19 protein-coding genes are annotated in these 16,368 nt (G+C 63.6%); all 19 read left to right on the top strand.

Annotated elements, in window-relative coordinates:
• Position 1 precedes the first annotated feature (1 nt).
• Entirely contained in the window at positions 2 to 208 is a 207-nt protein-coding gene (locus tag N430_RS02150; RefSeq protein ID WP_110631394.1) for a phage head-tail joining protein, read from the top strand.
• On the top strand, positions 205 to 1,695 hold the full coding sequence (locus tag N430_RS02145) for a phage portal protein (protein WP_110631397.1): 1,491 nt from the start codon (positions 205 to 207) through the stop codon (positions 1,693 to 1,695). The genes N430_RS02150 and N430_RS02145 overlap by 4 nt, the downstream gene beginning before the upstream one ends.
• Entirely contained in the window at positions 1,692 to 2,849 is a 1,158-nt protein-coding gene (locus tag N430_RS02140) for a head maturation protease, ClpP-related (RefSeq protein ID WP_110631400.1), read from the top strand. The genes N430_RS02145 and N430_RS02140 overlap by 4 nt, the downstream gene beginning before the upstream one ends.
• Complete coding sequence (locus N430_RS02135; protein WP_110631403.1) at positions 2,846 to 3,193, top strand: head decoration protein; 348 nt, start codon at positions 2,846 to 2,848, stop codon at positions 3,191 to 3,193. Before N430_RS02140 ends, N430_RS02135 begins: the two co-directional genes overlap by 4 nt.
• A 62-nt stretch (positions 3,194 to 3,255) precedes the next feature.
• Complete coding sequence (locus N430_RS02130; RefSeq protein ID WP_110631406.1) at positions 3,256 to 4,251, top strand: major capsid protein; 996 nt, start codon at positions 3,256 to 3,258, stop codon at positions 4,249 to 4,251.
• Between the two features lie 2 nt (positions 4,252 to 4,253).
• Positions 4,254 to 4,568, top strand: a complete 315-nt coding sequence (locus N430_RS02125; protein WP_110631409.1) for a hypothetical protein — start codon at positions 4,254 to 4,256, stop codon at positions 4,566 to 4,568.
• A complete protein-coding gene (locus N430_RS02120) occupies positions 4,565 to 5,227 on the top strand; it encodes a hypothetical protein (protein ID WP_110631412.1) in 663 nt (220 codons plus the stop codon). The genes N430_RS02125 and N430_RS02120 overlap by 4 nt, the downstream gene beginning before the upstream one ends.
• Positions 5,220 to 5,753, top strand: coding sequence for a hypothetical protein (locus N430_RS02115; RefSeq protein ID WP_110631415.1), 534 nt, complete (start codon positions 5,220 to 5,222; stop codon positions 5,751 to 5,753). The genes N430_RS02120 and N430_RS02115 overlap by 8 nt, the downstream gene beginning before the upstream one ends.
• Positions 5,750 to 6,310 carry a phage baseplate assembly protein V gene (locus tag N430_RS02110; protein WP_110631418.1) on the top strand — a complete coding sequence of 187 codons (561 nt, stop codon included), beginning with the start codon at positions 5,750 to 5,752 and terminating at the stop codon, positions 6,308 to 6,310. Before N430_RS02115 ends, N430_RS02110 begins: the two co-directional genes overlap by 4 nt.
• A 42-nt stretch (positions 6,311 to 6,352) precedes the next feature.
• A complete protein-coding gene (locus tag N430_RS02105; protein WP_256592038.1) occupies positions 6,353 to 6,586 on the top strand; it encodes a hypothetical protein in 234 nt (77 codons plus the stop codon).
• Between the two features lie 3 nt (positions 6,587 to 6,589).
• Positions 6,590 to 6,916: a GPW/gp25 family protein gene (locus tag N430_RS02100; RefSeq protein WP_110631421.1), complete on the top strand. Its 327-nt coding sequence runs from the start codon at positions 6,590 to 6,592 to the stop codon at positions 6,914 to 6,916.
• Positions 6,913 to 7,794, top strand: coding sequence for a baseplate J/gp47 family protein (locus N430_RS02095; RefSeq protein ID WP_110631424.1), 882 nt, complete (start codon positions 6,913 to 6,915; stop codon positions 7,792 to 7,794). The genes N430_RS02100 and N430_RS02095 overlap by 4 nt, the downstream gene beginning before the upstream one ends.
• Positions 7,794 to 8,402: a phage tail protein I gene (locus N430_RS02090; RefSeq protein ID WP_110631427.1), complete on the top strand. Its 609-nt coding sequence runs from the start codon at positions 7,794 to 7,796 to the stop codon at positions 8,400 to 8,402. The genes N430_RS02095 and N430_RS02090 overlap by 1 nt, the downstream gene beginning before the upstream one ends.
• Positions 8,395 to 10,767, top strand: coding sequence for a phage tail protein (locus N430_RS02085; RefSeq protein ID WP_110631430.1), 2,373 nt, complete (start codon positions 8,395 to 8,397; stop codon positions 10,765 to 10,767). The genes N430_RS02090 and N430_RS02085 overlap by 8 nt, the downstream gene beginning before the upstream one ends.
• 9 nt (positions 10,768 to 10,776) lie before the next feature.
• A complete protein-coding gene (locus N430_RS02080) occupies positions 10,777 to 11,199 on the top strand; it encodes a phage tail assembly chaperone (protein WP_110631433.1) in 423 nt (140 codons plus the stop codon).
• An 84-nt stretch (positions 11,200 to 11,283) separates the two neighbouring features.
• Complete coding sequence (locus N430_RS02075; RefSeq protein WP_110631436.1) at positions 11,284 to 12,462, top strand: phage tail sheath family protein; 1,179 nt, start codon at positions 11,284 to 11,286, stop codon at positions 12,460 to 12,462.
• Positions 12,463 to 12,474: 12 nt separating this feature from the next.
• Entirely contained in the window at positions 12,475 to 12,984 is a 510-nt protein-coding gene (locus N430_RS02070) for a phage major tail tube protein (RefSeq protein ID WP_110631439.1), read from the top strand.
• Between the two features lie 33 nt (positions 12,985 to 13,017).
• Positions 13,018 to 13,320, top strand: a complete 303-nt coding sequence (locus tag N430_RS02065) for a phage tail assembly protein (RefSeq protein ID WP_165837329.1) — start codon at positions 13,018 to 13,020, stop codon at positions 13,318 to 13,320.
• A gap of 126 nt (positions 13,321 to 13,446) precedes the next feature.
• A complete protein-coding gene (locus tag N430_RS02060; protein WP_110631442.1) occupies positions 13,447 to 16,359 on the top strand; it encodes a phage tail tape measure protein in 2,913 nt (970 codons plus the stop codon).
• Positions 16,360 to 16,368 lie beyond the last annotated feature (9 nt).

Raw genomic sequence — 16,368 nt, 5'->3', positions numbered from 1 at the left:
CATGGCCTACACAAAAGCACACCTCGACGCTGTCGAGCGGGCGATTGCGCGCGGTGAAAAGATCGTTCGCTACTCGGACCGTACCGTCGAGTATCGAACGGTGGACGAGCTCATCAAGGCTCGCGACTTGATCCGCGCTGAGCTGACGAATGCCGCCGGGCCACGCTCCCGCGTAGTGCGCGTATTCCACGGAGGCAAGGGGCTGTGAGTGGACGCTACTTATCCCTCGGTCGTTCGGGCATCCTGGTGCCCGAGCGGATCAAGGCCAGCTACGAAGGCGCCGCCGAGGGACGGCGCTCATCAGGATGGGATGCGCCGGATACCGGCGTGAACAGCCTGATCATGCCGGCCTTGCGCAACCTGCGCTCCCGCTCCCGCAGTGCGGTGCGCAATGACCCCTACGCCGCCAACGTGATCGACAAACGCGTCAGCAACCTGATCGGTACTGGCATCACGCCGCACCCGCGACTGCTCGACAAGGCGATCCGCAAGGTAATGCAGGAACTGTGGGAGGACTGGGTGGATGAGGCGGATGCCGATCAGCTCACTGACTTCTATGGCTTGCAAGCACTGGTGGCACGCACGGTAGAGCAATCGGGTGAGTGCTTCATTCGCCTGCGCCCGCGTCGGCTGGAGGATGGCTACGTTGTGCCGCTTCAGCTGCAGTGCCTATCGCCGGAGTTTGTCCCCCACGACAAGTTCGAAATGACCCGCTTCGGCAACGTCATACGGGCCGGCATCGAATTCAACGCCATGGGCCGGCGCGTGGCCTACTGGTGCTATCGCAACCACCCCAGCGATAAGACCTCGCTGAATGTGGGCTACAACCAGCTGGTGCGGATCCCGGCCGAGCAGATGCTGCACGTGTTCGAGCCTCTGGAGCCCGGCCAGCTTCGCGGCGTGCCGCGTTTGGCGCCTGTCTTGAAGCGTCTACGCAGCCTGGACAACTTTGACGACGCGGTGCTGTTCCGCCAAGAGGTGGCCAACCTGTTTGCCGGCTTCGTTCGCAAGCCGGCACCGGATGGCCCGCCGCAACTTGATCCGCTAACCGGGGCACCGGTCAAGTACGACCGCGACGGATTCACCCCGATGGTGGGACTGGAACCCGGCACGATGCAGGAGCTGCTGCCTGGTGAGCAGGTCGAGTTCTCGGACCCGCCAGACGCTGGGAATAACTACCCCGACTTTATGCGGCAGCAGCTGATGGCCGCTGCTGCGGGGTCGGGACTGCCCTACGAACTCATGACCGGCGACATGCAGGGCGTGAACGACAGGGCAATCCGTGTGGTGCTTACTGAGTTCCGGCGCCGGCTGGAGCAGCTTCAGTTTCAGGTCTACGTCCATCAGCTGTGTCGACCGGTGCGCAGAGCCTGGATGGACATGGCGGTGCTAGCCGGTGCGCTCGACCTAGCGGACTACGCGCAGCGGCGCCGCGAGTACCAGCGTACCCGTTGGGTGCCCCAAGGCTGGGCCTACATCCACCCGGTGCAGGACGTTCAGTCTCGCAGCATGGAGATCGCTGCAGGCTTTGCGTCGCGTAGTGAGGTCTGCCTACGCAACGGTACGGATGCGGAAGTGGTCGACGAAGAAAACGCCGCCGATATCGCCCGGGCGAAAGCCCTGGGCCTTAACTACAGCAGCTTGCCGGCCGTCGAGGATGACCCCGACGAGTCCAGCGACAAGGGGAAGAAATGAAAAAGTTGATGCCGTTCCGCATCTTCAACAAGGCGTCTTCGGTACAGAAAGTCGAAGACCAACACTGGTACAAGATCAGCGCGGCGGCTGAGAATCGGGGCGATGCCAAGACTGACGCCACGCCCATCGAGATCTACATCTACGGTGAAATCGGCGGCTGGGGCATCACCGCGAATGAATTCATTCAAGACCTGAAGGCGATCGATGATGGTGTTTCCCCGGTGGTGGTGGCGTTCAACACCATCGGCGGCGATCTGTTCGACGGGCTGGCCATTCACAATGCGTTGAACCGGCTGGGCGAGCGCTGCACAGCTCGTGTCGACGCGCTGGCGGCCAGCGCGGGTAGCGTCGCTGCGTGCGGAGCCTATCGCTTGGTGATGGCTTCGAATGCAATGCTGATGGTGCACAACCCGTGGACATGGACCAGCGGCGATGCCGAGGACTTGCGGCGGGTGGCTGACGTTCTCGACCAGACTTTCGAGGCGATCATCGCGGCTTACAAGGCCAAGGCGCCGGACATCGACGACGCCGAGCTACGGCGCATGGTCAACGATGAGACCTGGCTGACCGCACAAGAGGCTCTCGCGCTGGGCCTGGCCGATGAAGTGGGCAACGGGGTCGAGGTCAAGGCGTGCCTCGGTCAAGGTGCCGCGATGAAGCGATACCGGCAGACGCCGAAGGCGCTGCTGGATCAGTTGGCCGAACAGCCGGAAGCTACGGGCAGTGACCCGACAGCCCCGACCGAGCCTCCAGCCCCTGACCCAGGCGACTCGACTGCGCTGGCATTGATGATCACCCAGGACTGCGCCAAGGCAGGGATCAGCAACCTGGTCGAGCCGCTCATCGCTTCCACCAAGCTGACGGACGCGGCCACGGTGCAGGCCGCGTTGAAGCGTGCCAAGGGCATCCACAACCTCTGCGTGTCGGCCCGGCTGCCGGAACTGACCGCCGAATACGTTAAGGCAGGCCTGGAGCCTGATGCAGTGCGGGCGCGGCTATTCGAGAAGCTTGTCAGCTCCGGCAAGGGCTTCGAAATCGACAACAGCCTGCCCCCGGCCGACGACGAGCAAGAGACGGTCAAAGCGCAGCTACCCAACCCAACCGACATCTGGGCTGCCCGCCGGCAGGCCGCCACAAAAGGAGCACGAGCATGAGCACCATCCAACAGGAACCGGTCCACGCCGGTGAGTTTCTGCTTTCTGAAGGTGCGGGGAAGATCTCTCGCGAAGCCATCAACATCGTCGCCGGTCCGGCTCTGGTCGCTGGCCAGCTGCTCGGCCTGGTGACGGCAAGCGGCGAGTTTGCGCCCTACAACCCAGAGGCTGAAGACGGTAGTGAGAACGCGGTCTGCATTCTCTTCGCCCCCCTCGGTGAGTCGGATGTCTCGCGACGTGGGCGCGCTGTGGTGCGGCTGGCCGAGGTCACCGAAGCCCTGTTGACGGGCCTCGACGGTGATGCGGAAAAGTCACTGGCGGCGAGTTTTATCATCCTGCGTTGATCTGACCCTTTCTTTTCTCCCAACCCCGCCCTGAGCGGGGTTCTTACTTTCTGGAGTACACCATGGCTGAGATTGCCATTTTTCAAGACGATGCCTTCGGCGTTGCTGCCCTGACTGCGGCCATCAACGAGCAGGAATATGTGCCAGGCCGGCTGGCGGCTCTGGGACTGTTCCGCGAAGAGGGCGTCCAGACCCTGACCGTTCAGATCGAAAAGGACGGCGATACGCTCGCTCTGGTGCCTGCTGGTGAGCGCGGAACCTCTGGCCTTGTGGTCGGTGGTAGCAAGCGGAAGCTCATCCCCTTCAACACCATTCACCTGCCGCAGCGTTTCTCGATCAAGGCTGACGAGATCCAGGGCATTCGTGCGTTCGGCTCCACCACTGAGCTGCAGGCCGTTCAGGCGGTAGTAAACAAGCGGCTGGGCAAGGCGCGGAGCCAGCTGGACGCTACTCACGAGTATCACCGCATGGGCGCAGTTAATGGCCAAGTGCTCGACGCCGACGGCTCGTCGGTGCTGCTGGACATCTACAAAATGTTTGGGGTCAACCGACAGTCGCTGGCGATGGGCCTCAACGATCCGAACACCAACATCCAGGCTCAATGCGTTGACGCGTTGGATATGCAGGAGGACGCGCTCGGCAATGTCACCACCACCGGGGCGCGTGCGTTCTGTGGCAAAACTTTCTGGAAGAAGCTGATCGCTCACCCGTCGGTGGTCGAGACCTACAAGGGCAGCCAGCAAGCCGCCGCCCTGCGGGGTGATGGGCGAGAGGGCTTCGAGTTCGGCGGCATCAGCTGGGAGCGCTATCGCGGCAAGGTCGGCGGCAAGGCCTACGTGCCCGATGACGAGGCCCGCCTGGTGCCAGAGGGTGTCTCGGATCTGTTCCTGTCGATCTACGCGCCGGCGGACTACATCGAGACCGTCAATACAGAGGGCTTGCCGTACTACAGCAAGATCGAGGAAATGCCTTTCGGTAAGGGCATTGACGGTGAGGCCCAGTCCAACCCCTTGCACATCTGCACCCGCCCTCGCACCGTCATCCGCTTGACGATCTGACCATGGCCTTCCGTGAACTGCTGGCCGACGTTGACGACACCGTTTTCGAGGTGTTGGGCGATCCGGCGCAGATCGAGGGGCGCGAGGTGCTCGGCATGTTCTCCGCGCCCTGGCTCCAGCCCAAGCTCGGCCAGATTCGCACGGCCCTGCGTGAGCCGCACCTGGTGATCCGGGTCGGTGACAACGCAGGGGTCGAGGCTAGGCAGAAGGTGTTCATTGATCTACCGCCTGAGGATGGCGGTGGAAATTACACGATCGTGGCGATCGAGCCGGGCGGTGATGGCCTGGTCACACTTGTGCTGAGGAAAGCACCATGAGTGTTGGCAGCTACCACAAGCAGTCGGCCCTCGGCGGGATGATCTCGCTGCGGGTCGACCCGCAGGACTTGAAGGCCTTTCAGGACTTCGCGCAACTGTTCCCCAAGGCGGTTGCGGCGGCGCAGCGGCGGGCTATCAACAAGGTTCTCCGCTGGCTTCGGACGCACATCGCTCGCGATGTAGGGCGTCAGGAGCGCATTGCAATTGCCGCAGTGCGGCAGCGTCTTAAGGCGTTCCCGGTTTCCAGTAATGGGCTGGGCCGCTTGTGGTTCGGTATCAACCCAATCGAAGCCAGTCGGGCTGGGCGGCCGCGACAGAGCCGCTCGGGTGTGTCGGTGGCAGGGCGACGCTACGAGGGCGCGTTTTTCAAACGTGTCTATGGCGGCAGCCCAGACATCTGGATTCGGACGGCCAGCAAGCACTTCGACGCTAAGGACTACCCCGACAGCGAAGTCTCAGGTGGCGGAGGTCGCAGTTCTGGTTGGATCTCAGAGAACGACAGCCGCTTTCCCTTGGCCAAGGCGAAGATCTCGCTGGATGACACCCGAGCGCACTTCGAGACCTGGACCAGTAAAGCGCACGAGCGCCTGCAGGTAGTGATGGAGCAGGAAATGAACTTCGAGCTGCAAAAGTATTTGCGGAGGTCGGGCAATGGATGACGATCCGATACCTCTCGGGCAGGTGTTCGCTGCCATGGAGGAACACATCAAGGTAGCGATCCCTGGCTTGGCCTATGTCGGGACCATGCCGGAGGGACTCAGGACGATCACACCGCCGGCAGTGGTGATCGAGCTGGCGGGGTTCGAGGCGGCAGAAAAGGATCCAGGCACGGGCGAGGTCGCGGTGGAGGCGCGGTTCGAGGCCCGCGTGATCGTTGGGCAAGAGGAGGCGAACTGTCTGCACGTGGCGGCATTCGTTGCTGCGCAGCTGGCAGTGCTTCTGCGTATGCAGTCCTGGGGCTTGCCAGTGGAGTTTGCCGAATTTGTCCGTGCGGAGCGGGACTGGACTCGCCCTGAGCTGGATGGCTATGCCGTTTGGGTCGTGGAGTGGGTGCAGGTTATCTATCTAGGCGTCGAGGAATGGCCATGGCCTAACCAGCCGCCTGGCGGTTTGGTGTTTGGCTTCAGCCCTGACACTGGTCCCGGCAGCGAACATCAGTACCAGGCGCCGGAGGACATGGCATGAGTTACACATCCGCCCAGCATGACCGCATGTTGGCCTGCTTGGTGATCCCCTGCACGGTGGTGGCTGTTGACCTGGCTGCGGCGCGTGTGCGCGTCTCGGATGGCGGTAACTGGACGAGCGCCTGGGTTCGCTGGCACGCGCAGGCTGCCGGCAAGGCCCGTCACTGGCGGTCGCCGAGCTTGGGCGAGCAGGGCGTGCTGGTCAGCCCGAGCGGCGAGCCGGCGCAGGGCACCTTCGTGGCAGGCTTGTACGGGAACGCCGGTGACCAGCCAGACAACCGCGACCATGTCGAAATCTGGCGTTTTGATGATGGTGGTTCCCTGGTCTACGACTGGGCGGCCAGCAGTTACACCATCAAGGTGCCGTCCGGCACGGTGACCATTGAAGTTGGGAGCACCAAGGCGGTCCTCACCGACGACGCCATCACGGCCGAGTCAGCGAGCATCACCTTGACCGGTAATGTAAAGATCGTGGGGCCTCTGCAGGTCACAGGCGACATCAACGGTGGCGGCCGGATTATTGATACGGCCGGCAACACGGCCAACCACAAACACTGAATCGAGCCCGCAGATGCGGGCTTTTTCGTATCTGGAGGACACATGGCCAAAGCAGAAAATGAGGTGACCGTTGAGGTGGAGGGGCAGGTGATCGTCGCGGCACCGGAACCGGCTAAGCCGATCACTTTCCGGGACAAGGAGTACACGGAACGCGTACTGCTCATGCCGAACTTCCGAGAATTGCGAGTCACGGGTGCTCGGGTGGTGGTGATGGGTGATGACTCGGCGGCCATCGCTTACCTCCGCAAGCGCCCCGACTTCGAGCAGCAGGGATAGCCCATGATCGGACTGGATCGCCGCACCGGGCAGCCGCTCTCCGGCGTCGCCCACCTGAAACAGTCCATTGAGGACATTTTGACCACGCCCGTCGGCAGTCGGCGCATGCGCCCGGAGTACGGCAGTAGCCTGCGCCGTTACGTCGACCTGCCCGTTAACGAGGGCTGGAAAAGCGCGGTACTGGCTGAGGTGGCGCGCGCCCTGGGGCGCTGGGAGCCGCGTTTGCAGCTGGAGCGCGTGCGCGTGGTGGCGGTGCTGGGCGGGCAGGTCACCCTGTCGCTGTCCGGTACCTATGTGGGTGACAGCGTGGTGATCGAGGTAAGCGCATGAGTACCATTGACCTGTCCCAGTTGCCGACGCCGCAAGTGCTGGAAGACTTGGATTATGAGCAGCTGTATCAGGACGACCTGACCACCTTCAAGGCGCTGATGGGCGACAACTGGAGCGCGAACCTTGAGAGCGACCCGGTCACCAAGCTGCTGGAGGTCGGGGCCTACCGCAAGCTGCTCAACCGCTCGCGGATCAACGATGCCGCTAAGGCGCTGATGCTGGCTTACGCCAAGGGCTCCGACCTCGATCAGCTGGCCGCCAACGTCAGCTTGTCGCGGCTGGTGGTCCAGGCCGAGGACCTGACGGCGGTGCCGCCGGTGGCCAAGGTGATGGAAGTCGACGACGCCCTGCGTGAGCGGGTGCAGCTGGTGTATGAGGGGCTGACCACGGCCGGCCCGCGTAACAGCTACATCCTGCATGCGCGCAACGCCTCGGGCCTGGTGGCCGACGCCACCGCCGAAAGCCCGACGCCGGCCGTGGTGCATGTCACGGTACTGGGCTTGGAGGGCAACGGCACGGCCTCGGCCGAGCTGCTGGCCACGGTGGGCGACTATCTGAACGACGACGATGTGCGGCCGGTGGCGGACCGGGTGATTGTGCAGAGCGCCGAGATTCTGCCGTATCAGATCAACGCCAAGCTGTACATGGCGAGCACCGGGCCGGAAAGCGAGGGTGTGCTGGCCCTGTGCAACGCGCGCCTGGCCGAATGGATCAACCCACGCCGACGGCTGGGGGTTGAGGTCGCCCGTTCGGCGGTCGACGCCCAGTTGCATATCGACGGGGTCAGCCGCGTCGAGTTGACCGGCTGGTCTGATATCCGTCCGAGCAAGTCGCAAGCGGCCTGGTGCACGGGGTTTACGGTCGAGCGGGGTGACTGATGAGCAGCCTGTTACCGATCAACCGCACGCCGCTGGAGAGCGCCCTGGAGGGTGCTGCCGACGAAGACCTGGCGATCATGTTGCGCCGCCTCTACAACCCCGACACCTGCCCGACCGAGCTGCTGTTTCTGCTGGCCTGGGCGTGGTCGGTCGACCGCTGGGACGACCGGTGGTCAGAGGCGGTCAAGCGCTCGGTGATTCGCTCGTCGTTCTACATCCATGCGCACAAGGGGACCATCGGCGCGTTGCGCCGGGTGGTCGAGCCGTTCGGCTACCTGATCGAGGTCACCGAGTGGTGGCAGACCGTGCCCCAGGGCGTGCCGGGCACCTTCGCGCTCAAGGTCGGCGTGGCTGAGGAGGGCATCAGTGAAGAGACCTATCAGGAGCTGACGTGGCTGATTGACGACGCCCGCCCGGTCAGTCGGCACATGACGGGCCTGGCCATCAGCCTAGAAACCACCGGTCGCCTCTATCTCGCCCCGTCGGTGTACGACGGCGACGAACTCACCGTGTACCCGCCGCAAGCGGTTGACCTGGAGGTCACCGGCGAGATTGGCGGTGGCGGCCGCGACCACACTATTGACTATCTGGAAGTTAACTATGGTTGACCAGACTTCACAGTTTTACGCGATCTTGACCAATGTCGGGGCCGCCAAGCAGGCTAACGCGGATGCGCTGGGCGTTCCCTGGACCTTTAGTCAGATGGCGGTCGGCGATGGCAATCCGACCGGCCTGGAGAATCCACCGCACCCGATGCCGGTGGCCACGCAAACCGCGCTGCTCAACGAGTGGCGCCGTGCACCGCTCAATCAGTTGAAGGTCGACCCGAGCAATGCGGCGATCATCATCGCCGAGCAGATCATCCCGGCCGACGTGGGCGGCAAGTGGATTCGTGAAATCGGCTTGTATGACGCCGCTGGCGACCTGGTGGCGGTGGCCAACTGCCCGCCGACCTTCAAGCCGCTGCTCAGTCAGGGCTCTGGTCGCACCCAGGTGGTACGCCTCAATCTGGTCATCAGCAATGCCAGTAACGTGCAGCTGAAAATTGACCCGTCGGTGGTGCTGGCAACGCGCGAATATGTCGACAGCCGGCTCACCGAGGAACTCAGCAAGCTGGATAACAAGCAATCGGTGCGCGCGGCCACTACGGCCAACATTACCCTGTCGGGTCTGCGGACGGTCGACGGTGTTGTGCTGGCGGCCGGCGATCGGGTGCTGGTCAAGAACCAGACGCAAGCCAAGGAAAACGGCCTGTATGTCGTGGCGGCGGGTGCCTGGTCGCGCGCCTCGGATGCGGATATCAGCGCCGAGGTAACGCCGGGACTGGTGGTGGCGGTCGAGCAGGGCACGACCCTGGCCGACACTATCTGGCAGCTGATCACCGATGCCCCGATTGTGCTGGGCACCACGGCGCTGACCTTCCGTGACATTACCGATGGTTTCGCCCGCCTTATGTCGCCGGCCTTCACCGGTACGCCAACCGCCCCAACGCCTGCGCAGTTCGACACGACGCCGGTGGTGGTCAACGCCGCGTTTGTGAAGCGCATGGGGGTGGAGTATGCCGGCTATTCGAACTATGCAGCCTCGACCGCCCTGGCGCTTTCTGAGGTCGGCAAGTTGGTGGCCTTTGCCAATGCGGCCACCCCCATGACGGCCACGCTGCCGACTGGTGGCACCATCACGCCAGGCGCTACGGTGACGTTGCTGTGTGGCCAAGGCACGCTTACGGTCACGGCTGCTGCCGGCGATTCGATTGATGCGGTTGGGGTGCCTGGCGACGTTGTCATGGGCCAAGGCGATACCGCTGAATTCATTCGCAACGGCTCCCTGTGGCGCCTGATCGGCGGTACGGCGCTGCTGCGCTACTCGGCCATCATGCAGGGCGAAACCTGGCTCACCCCGGCGCAGTTCGACAACACCAAGAAGCTGGCCACCACCGAGTTTGTGCAGCGCGCGCTCGGCAGCTTTTCAGGGGCGGTGACGTATGGCGCTAACGTCACCCTGACCAAGGCCGACGTCGGCAAGGTCATTCGTTTGTCGGGTACGGGGTACACGGTAACCCTGCCATTGGTCTCTACGCTGGTGGAAGGCGCCTCGCTTGCTATTCAGCATTCCGGCACCTCGGGTACTCAGACGGTGGTGGTGCAAGGTGGCGACGTCATCGATCCAGGCGCTGGCCTGGTTACGTCACTGACGTTGAACATGGGCGATACCGCAATATTGGTGCGTGCCGGCGGCAGTTGGGCGCTAATCAGCGGTAGCGCAGCGCTCAGCTATGTGGATCGGCCCACCCTGGCGCAGTTCGACAGCAGCCGCCAGTTGGCGACCACCGAGTTTGTCCAGCGCGCCCTGGGCAGCTTCAGCGGCTCCACCAGCATTGCCGCCAGCCGTGCGCTGACCGCTGCTGACATTGGCAAGCGCATTGAGTTGGCGAACGGCGTTATGGTCACGCTGCCGGACACCTCGACAGTGCCCCAGGGAGCGACTGTGTTGATTTCAGCAGGGCCAACGGCGACCACGGCGCGCGTCACTGTTGCCGCCAGCGATCAGTTGGCAATGAACAACCTGTCAATGGCGGTGCCCTACACGCTCGCCGCTGGCGGCGACTTCCTGGCCATTCGAGAATCCAACGTATGGCGCTGCCACTTCGGTACTGAGCCGCTGCGCAACTCGCCGTTGTTCGCTGCCTCTTTTTCGGTCTCGGGTTACTCCAAGATGCCCAATGGCGATGTCGAAATGTGGGGCATGACTGGCGGCTCCGCGCCGGGCGCGATCACCCCGGTGACCTTCCCAATGGCATTCCCTAACGCGTGCCATAACATCCAGATGACCTATGTGGACTCTGGCACGCAGTCACCCGCCAGCCGTGGCGGCCCTGTCCAGGTGGGTAGCTATTCCAAAACGGGGTTCAACTACTCCCATTCGGGCAGCAGCAGTGCCGCCCAGCATTTCTGGCGCGCCAAGGGCAGCTAAAGGGGTCATATGAAGGTTTATTTTGCACCGGATGGAGGCTTCTACAGCCTCGACTTTCAGGGCTATGTGCCGGCAGGATCGGTCGAAGTGACGGCTGAGGATTACAGCGCCCTGCAGGCCGGACAGCTGCAGGGCAAGTGGATCGTGGCGAATAGCCAAGGCTATCCGGTGCTGCAGGCGCCGGAGGAGACGCCGGGCTATCTGGCCTCGGTTGAACGCGGCTGGCGTGACATGCAGCTGGCCGCCACGGACAGCCTGGTGGTCCGGCATCGCGACGAGTTGGAGGAGGGCGTGGCCACCACGCTGACGACTGAGCAATACGCCGAGCTGCAGGCCTATCGACGCGGCCTGCGTGACTGGCCTGACTCGGGCGAGTTTCCGCTGACAAATCATCGGCCGGCGACCCCGGCCTGGCTCGCTGAGCAAACTTAAGACGCCCCGCACTGACGGGGCGTTTTCTTTTCTGCTGTACCACCTGGCCCTGCTCTGCGGGGCCTTCTTGTTTCTGGAGAGTCTATGAGCGGTTTCTTTCACGGCGTTACCGTAACCAACGTCGACACCGGCGCGCGCAGCATCGCCTTGCCGTCGTCCTCGATCATTGGTCTGGTCGACACCTTCACTCCTGGCCCTGGTGCTGACGGCACCCCGACCGCCAAGGCCAATGACCTGGTGCTGATTACCAGCGAGCGCGAGGCGGTGGCCGCCTTCGGGGCCAACTCGGCGATCACCAAGGCCTGCCGGGCGATCTACACCCGCGCCAAGGCGGTGATCGTCGCCTGCGGCGTGGCCAAGGTCGAGGACGCGGCCGCGCAGATCTCGGCGATCATCGGCGGCGTGCTGGCCGATGGCACCCGTACCGGCCTGCAGGCGCTGCTGGACGGCAAAAGCCGCTACAACGCCCAGCCGCGGCTGTTGGTGACCCCCAAGCACAGCGCGACCCAGGCCGTCGGCACCGCCCTGGTGGCGCTGGCCGACAAGCTGCGCGGCATCGCCATCATCGACGGCCCTGGCACCACTGATGAGGCGGCCATGGCCTACGCCGCCGAGTTCGGCGCCAAGCGCGCCTTCATGGTCGACCCTGGCGTGAAGTACTGGGACACCGACGCCGAGGCGACCGTGAACGCGCCGGCGTCGGCCTGGGTGGCCGGCCTGTTCGCCTGGACCGATAACGAGTACGGCTTTTGGGCCTCGCCGTCGAACAAGGAATTCGTCGGCATCACCGGCACCACCCGCTCGGTGGAGTTCCTCGATGGCGACGACACCTGCCGGGCCAACCTGCTGAACAACGCCAACATCACCACCATCATTCGCGATGACGGCTACCGCCTGTGGGGCAACCGCACGCTGTCGAGCGATCCGAAGTGGGCCTTCGTCACCCGCGTGCGCACCATGGATATCGTCATGGACGCGATCCTGTACGGCCACAAGTGGGCGGTAGACCGCTCGATCACCGCGACCTACGTCAAGGACGTGACCGAAGGCCTGCAGGCGTTCATGCGCGACCTCAAGAACCAGGGCGCAATCATCAACTTCGAGGTGTACGCCGACACCGAGCTGAACACCGCCAGCCAGCTGGAGCAGGGCAAGGTGTACTGGAACATCCGCTTCACCGATGTGCCGCCGGCCGAGAACCCGAACTTCCGCGTCGAGATCACCAATCAATGGCTGACCGAAGTCCTCGACTCGGCCGCATAAGGAGCGCTTCACATGGCAATGATTCCCGAAACCCTGGCCAACCTGAACCTGTTCGTCGACGGCATCAGCTTCCAAGGCGACGTACCCAGCCTGACCCTGCCCAAGCTCACCCTCAAGATGGAGGAGCACCGGCCGGGCGGGATGGACATGCCGGTGGAAATGGACCAGGGCATGGAGAAGCAGGAGGCCGCCTTCACTACCACCGGTGTGCGCCGCGAATCCCTGAAGTTCTTTGGCCTGGCCGACGGTACCGCGTTCAACGGCACGTTCCGGGGCGCCTTCAAGGGGCTCAAGGGCAAGATCAACCCGGTGGTCGTCACCCTTCGCGGCAGCTTGAAAGAGATCGACATGGGCGACTGGAAGGCCGGCGATAAGGCCGAGATCAAGCACAACGTCAGTCTGACTTACTACAAGCTCGAGGTCGACGGGCGCACGGTCTACGAGATCGACGCCCTGGGCATGAAGCGTGTCATCGACGGCGTCGACCAGCTGGCCGCGCAGCGCACTGCGCTCGGCCTGTAACCCCCATTCCTCACGAACTCAAGGACATACCCAATGGCTATCAAGAAATCCATCCCCGCTTGGCTGAATGTGTCTGCTGACCGCGTCACCATCACCCTGAGCAAACCTTCCGAAATGAATGGCGTGCAGGTCGATGCCCTCAGCTTGCGTTCGCCGACCGTGCGCGACATCCGTGCTGCCCAACAGGGCGCCGGCGAGGATGACGAACAGCGCGAACTCAACCTGTTCGCTTCGCTTGCTGAAGTCGGCGTCAAGGACCTGGAAGGCCTGGCCCTGAAAGACTACAGCCGCCTGCAGACGGGTTACTTTCGCCTGGTGCAAGACGACGACGTTTGATGCTGACAAGCAGAAGCGGCTGGCCAGACGGCTGGCCGCAGAGCTGAATTTCTCGGCCGCTGAGATATCGGGCATGTCCTTCGGGGACATGCTCTGGTGGCTCGCCGACTGAGCAGGGGGTAGCTGATGGCAAAGATGAAGTTAGCCCTGGAGATTGGAGGTTCTGTCGCGGGGTCGGTCGGTGCCGCGTTCAAGGACGTCCAGGGTCGTATCCAGAAGCTTGAGCAGACGAGCAACAAAGCCAAGGTGCTCAAGGGCACCATTGGCGACACCATCAAGCTGCAGGCTGAATGGAAGCGGGCGCACGACACCGGTGCTGCCGGGGCCGACAAGCTACTGCGCAAGCTCAACGGCAACTTGGAGTCGCTGCGCAAGCAGGGCGTCGAGGTCGGCCGGCTCAGCCGCGAGTATCAGCGGTTGGCGCGTGATGCGAAAAGTGCCGACCTGCAGCTGAAAGGGCATCAACAGATCAACGCCGGCAAGTCGTCATTGAAGACCAACGTGGGGGCCGCTGCCGCAGGGGTGGGCCTGACCGCCATCCCGACCAAGATCAGCGCGGACTACCAGGCGATCATCCGCGACATCGCGATCAAGGCCGATGCAGTCAACAAGCCCGAGGAAGTGCAGCTCAGCCGCACGGTGATCCAGACGGCGAAGGACACGGGCATGGGCCGTAACGAGGTGGCCGACCTGATCAACCAGCTGGTCGGCGCCGGCATGGAGCTGGACAAGGCGATGGCCTACGCGCCGACGGCGGCCAAGTTCGCCATCGGCCAGGGTGCCTCAGGCGTCGACACGGCCAGCATGATCATGGCGCTGCAGCAGAACGCCAAGATCACCGATCCCAAGGTGATGGAGCAGGCACTGGAAGCCATCGCGTATCAGGGTCAGGCGGGAAGCTTTGAGGCCAGCGACATGGCCAAGTGGTTCCCGCAGCTGCTTGCAGGGATGGAGAAGAACGGGATCACCGGCATGGCTTCGGTTTCGTCCTTGGGCGCAATGCTGCAGGTGCAGATGAAGACCGCCGGCAGCTCGGACGAGGCAGCGAACAACTTCAAGAACTGGATGGAGAAGATCGGCTCCGGTGATGTGGTCAAGGCCTATAAGGATGTGGGCATCGACTACCAGGCGTCGCTGAACACGGGCCTGCAGAAGGGTATGAACGTCATTGAGTCGTCCATGGCCCTGGCCATGAAGTACGTCGAGGCGACCGACCCGGCGAAGGCCAAAAAGATGAAGGAAGCCCAGGCCAACATCGAGAAGGAAGTCGACCCGGAGAAGGCCAAGGCAGCACTGGAGGCTTTGGAGAAAACCCTGCGCACTGGCGATCTGTTCGCTGACATGCAGGTTAAGGCAGCCCTGACCGCGTATGCGCAGAACCGTGGGCTGTACAGCCAGCTGAAGGCCGACTCGCAGAACGCGACAGGGATTCTGGACAAGAACCTGGCAGAACGCCGCGAAACGTCGTCGCAGCGCTGGGCGGAGCTCGGCCAGGCCTGGAGCGATTCGATGCGCAGTGTGGGTGATGCCATCCGGCCGGCGACTGACGCTGTGGCCCAGGGGCTGACGGCGATTGTTCAAGCCATGACGACGCTGTCGGACAAGTTCCCAGCAGTGATCATGGGGCTTGCTGGCCTGGCGGCAGCCGTCAGCGCGGTGCTAACTGCCCGTGGCGGGCTCAAGGTTTTGCGTGGCGCATATAACGTGGCCCGGGGGCGGACTTCGCGCACCCGGCGCGGCGGCAAGGAAATGGACACGCCGGGCGGGTTGCCGGTGCGCAAGACTGGAAACCCTCTGGTTGACGCGGGCTTGGACGCGCTGGGCCAAGGACTTGGTCTGCCAGCCAGTAATGACCCGCCGGGGAGTTTAGGAAGCGAGCCGCAGCGGGTCTTTGTGGTAAACGCCGATGCCTTTGGCCGGCTGGGCGGTAGTGTCGCTGAAGCAGGGCCTCGTGAGCCTGGCAGTCGCCGGGCGCGCCGTCGTCGCCGTCGTCTTGCCGGGGCGCTCGCTGATCCCCGGCGCGCTCCAACTACGCCGCCGCGAGTAGCCCCAGTCAGTGCACCGCATGTTCCTCAGCCTGCACCTAAGGTTCCTCCGGTGCATTTGCCGTCGGCGCCGGCCATGCCCACCCTAGTTGGTACAAGCAGCATAGCGGGGGAGTTAGGTGGAGTTGCGCGTGCTGTGCACAGCGTACGTGGCGTAACCAAGGCGCTGTCGAAGGTGCCCGGTGGCAAGCTGATCGATGCAGTGCCAGGGGTGCTCGATGTTGCGATGAACGCCGAAACCCGTGATGAGAAGGCAGAGGGCTACGGTGGTCTGGCTGGCGGCGTGGCCGGTGCCTGGGCAGGTGGCGCCTACGGGGCAACGGTCGGCGCGACGGTTGGTTCTATCGTGCCGGTCCTCGGCACCGCCGTCGGCGGCGCTGTGGGTGGGGCCATTGGCATGGTGCTGGGCGGCCTTGGGGGAGAGTCTATCGGTGGTTGGCTGGGTAAAAAGCTGTTCGGCGATGATCCGGCGGAGCAGATTGCCCAGGAAAAGCCCAAGACCAAGGAAGCCCCGATGGTTGAGGTGCCGGTACTTGGGGCGGCAGTCGCCAAGACGCCGGCAGAGAAGGTTGCCGCAGACAAGCACAAAGCCACGGAGGCGCCGAAGGTCGACGCTCCGCCGCTCGGTGCAGCTGTGGCGAAGGCTTCGCCGGTGGCATCGCCTGAGGCGCCGACTCAGGACAGGCAGCCAGGCCCAGCACCTGGTGCGGTGGTGCGCGCACTGGTCAAAGAGTCACCTCCGCCAGTGCCGGCGCAAACAGCCCCAGTAGCAGCCAAGCCGGCCGAGAAGACGAAAGCCGAACCGGCCAAGGTCGACCAGAGCTTCGCCATCGCGCTGACCATGCCGGTGACCGTGCAGGGTGATGTTAAGGACCCGTACCAGCTGGTACGCGACATGGATGCACCGCTGCGCGCCCTGTTTCAGTCCCTCCAGCGCGAACTGGCGGCCCGTCAGGCGTCGATTCAGCTGTTTGACGCTGCTCACATTATCTAAGGAGGTGCC

This window comes from Pseudomonas sp. CC120222-01a, from assembly GCF_003097235.1.
In the GTDB taxonomy this organism is placed as follows: Bacteria; Pseudomonadota; Gammaproteobacteria; order Pseudomonadales; family Pseudomonadaceae; genus Aquipseudomonas.
This window is presented reverse-complemented; position numbering and strand designations above follow the sequence as displayed.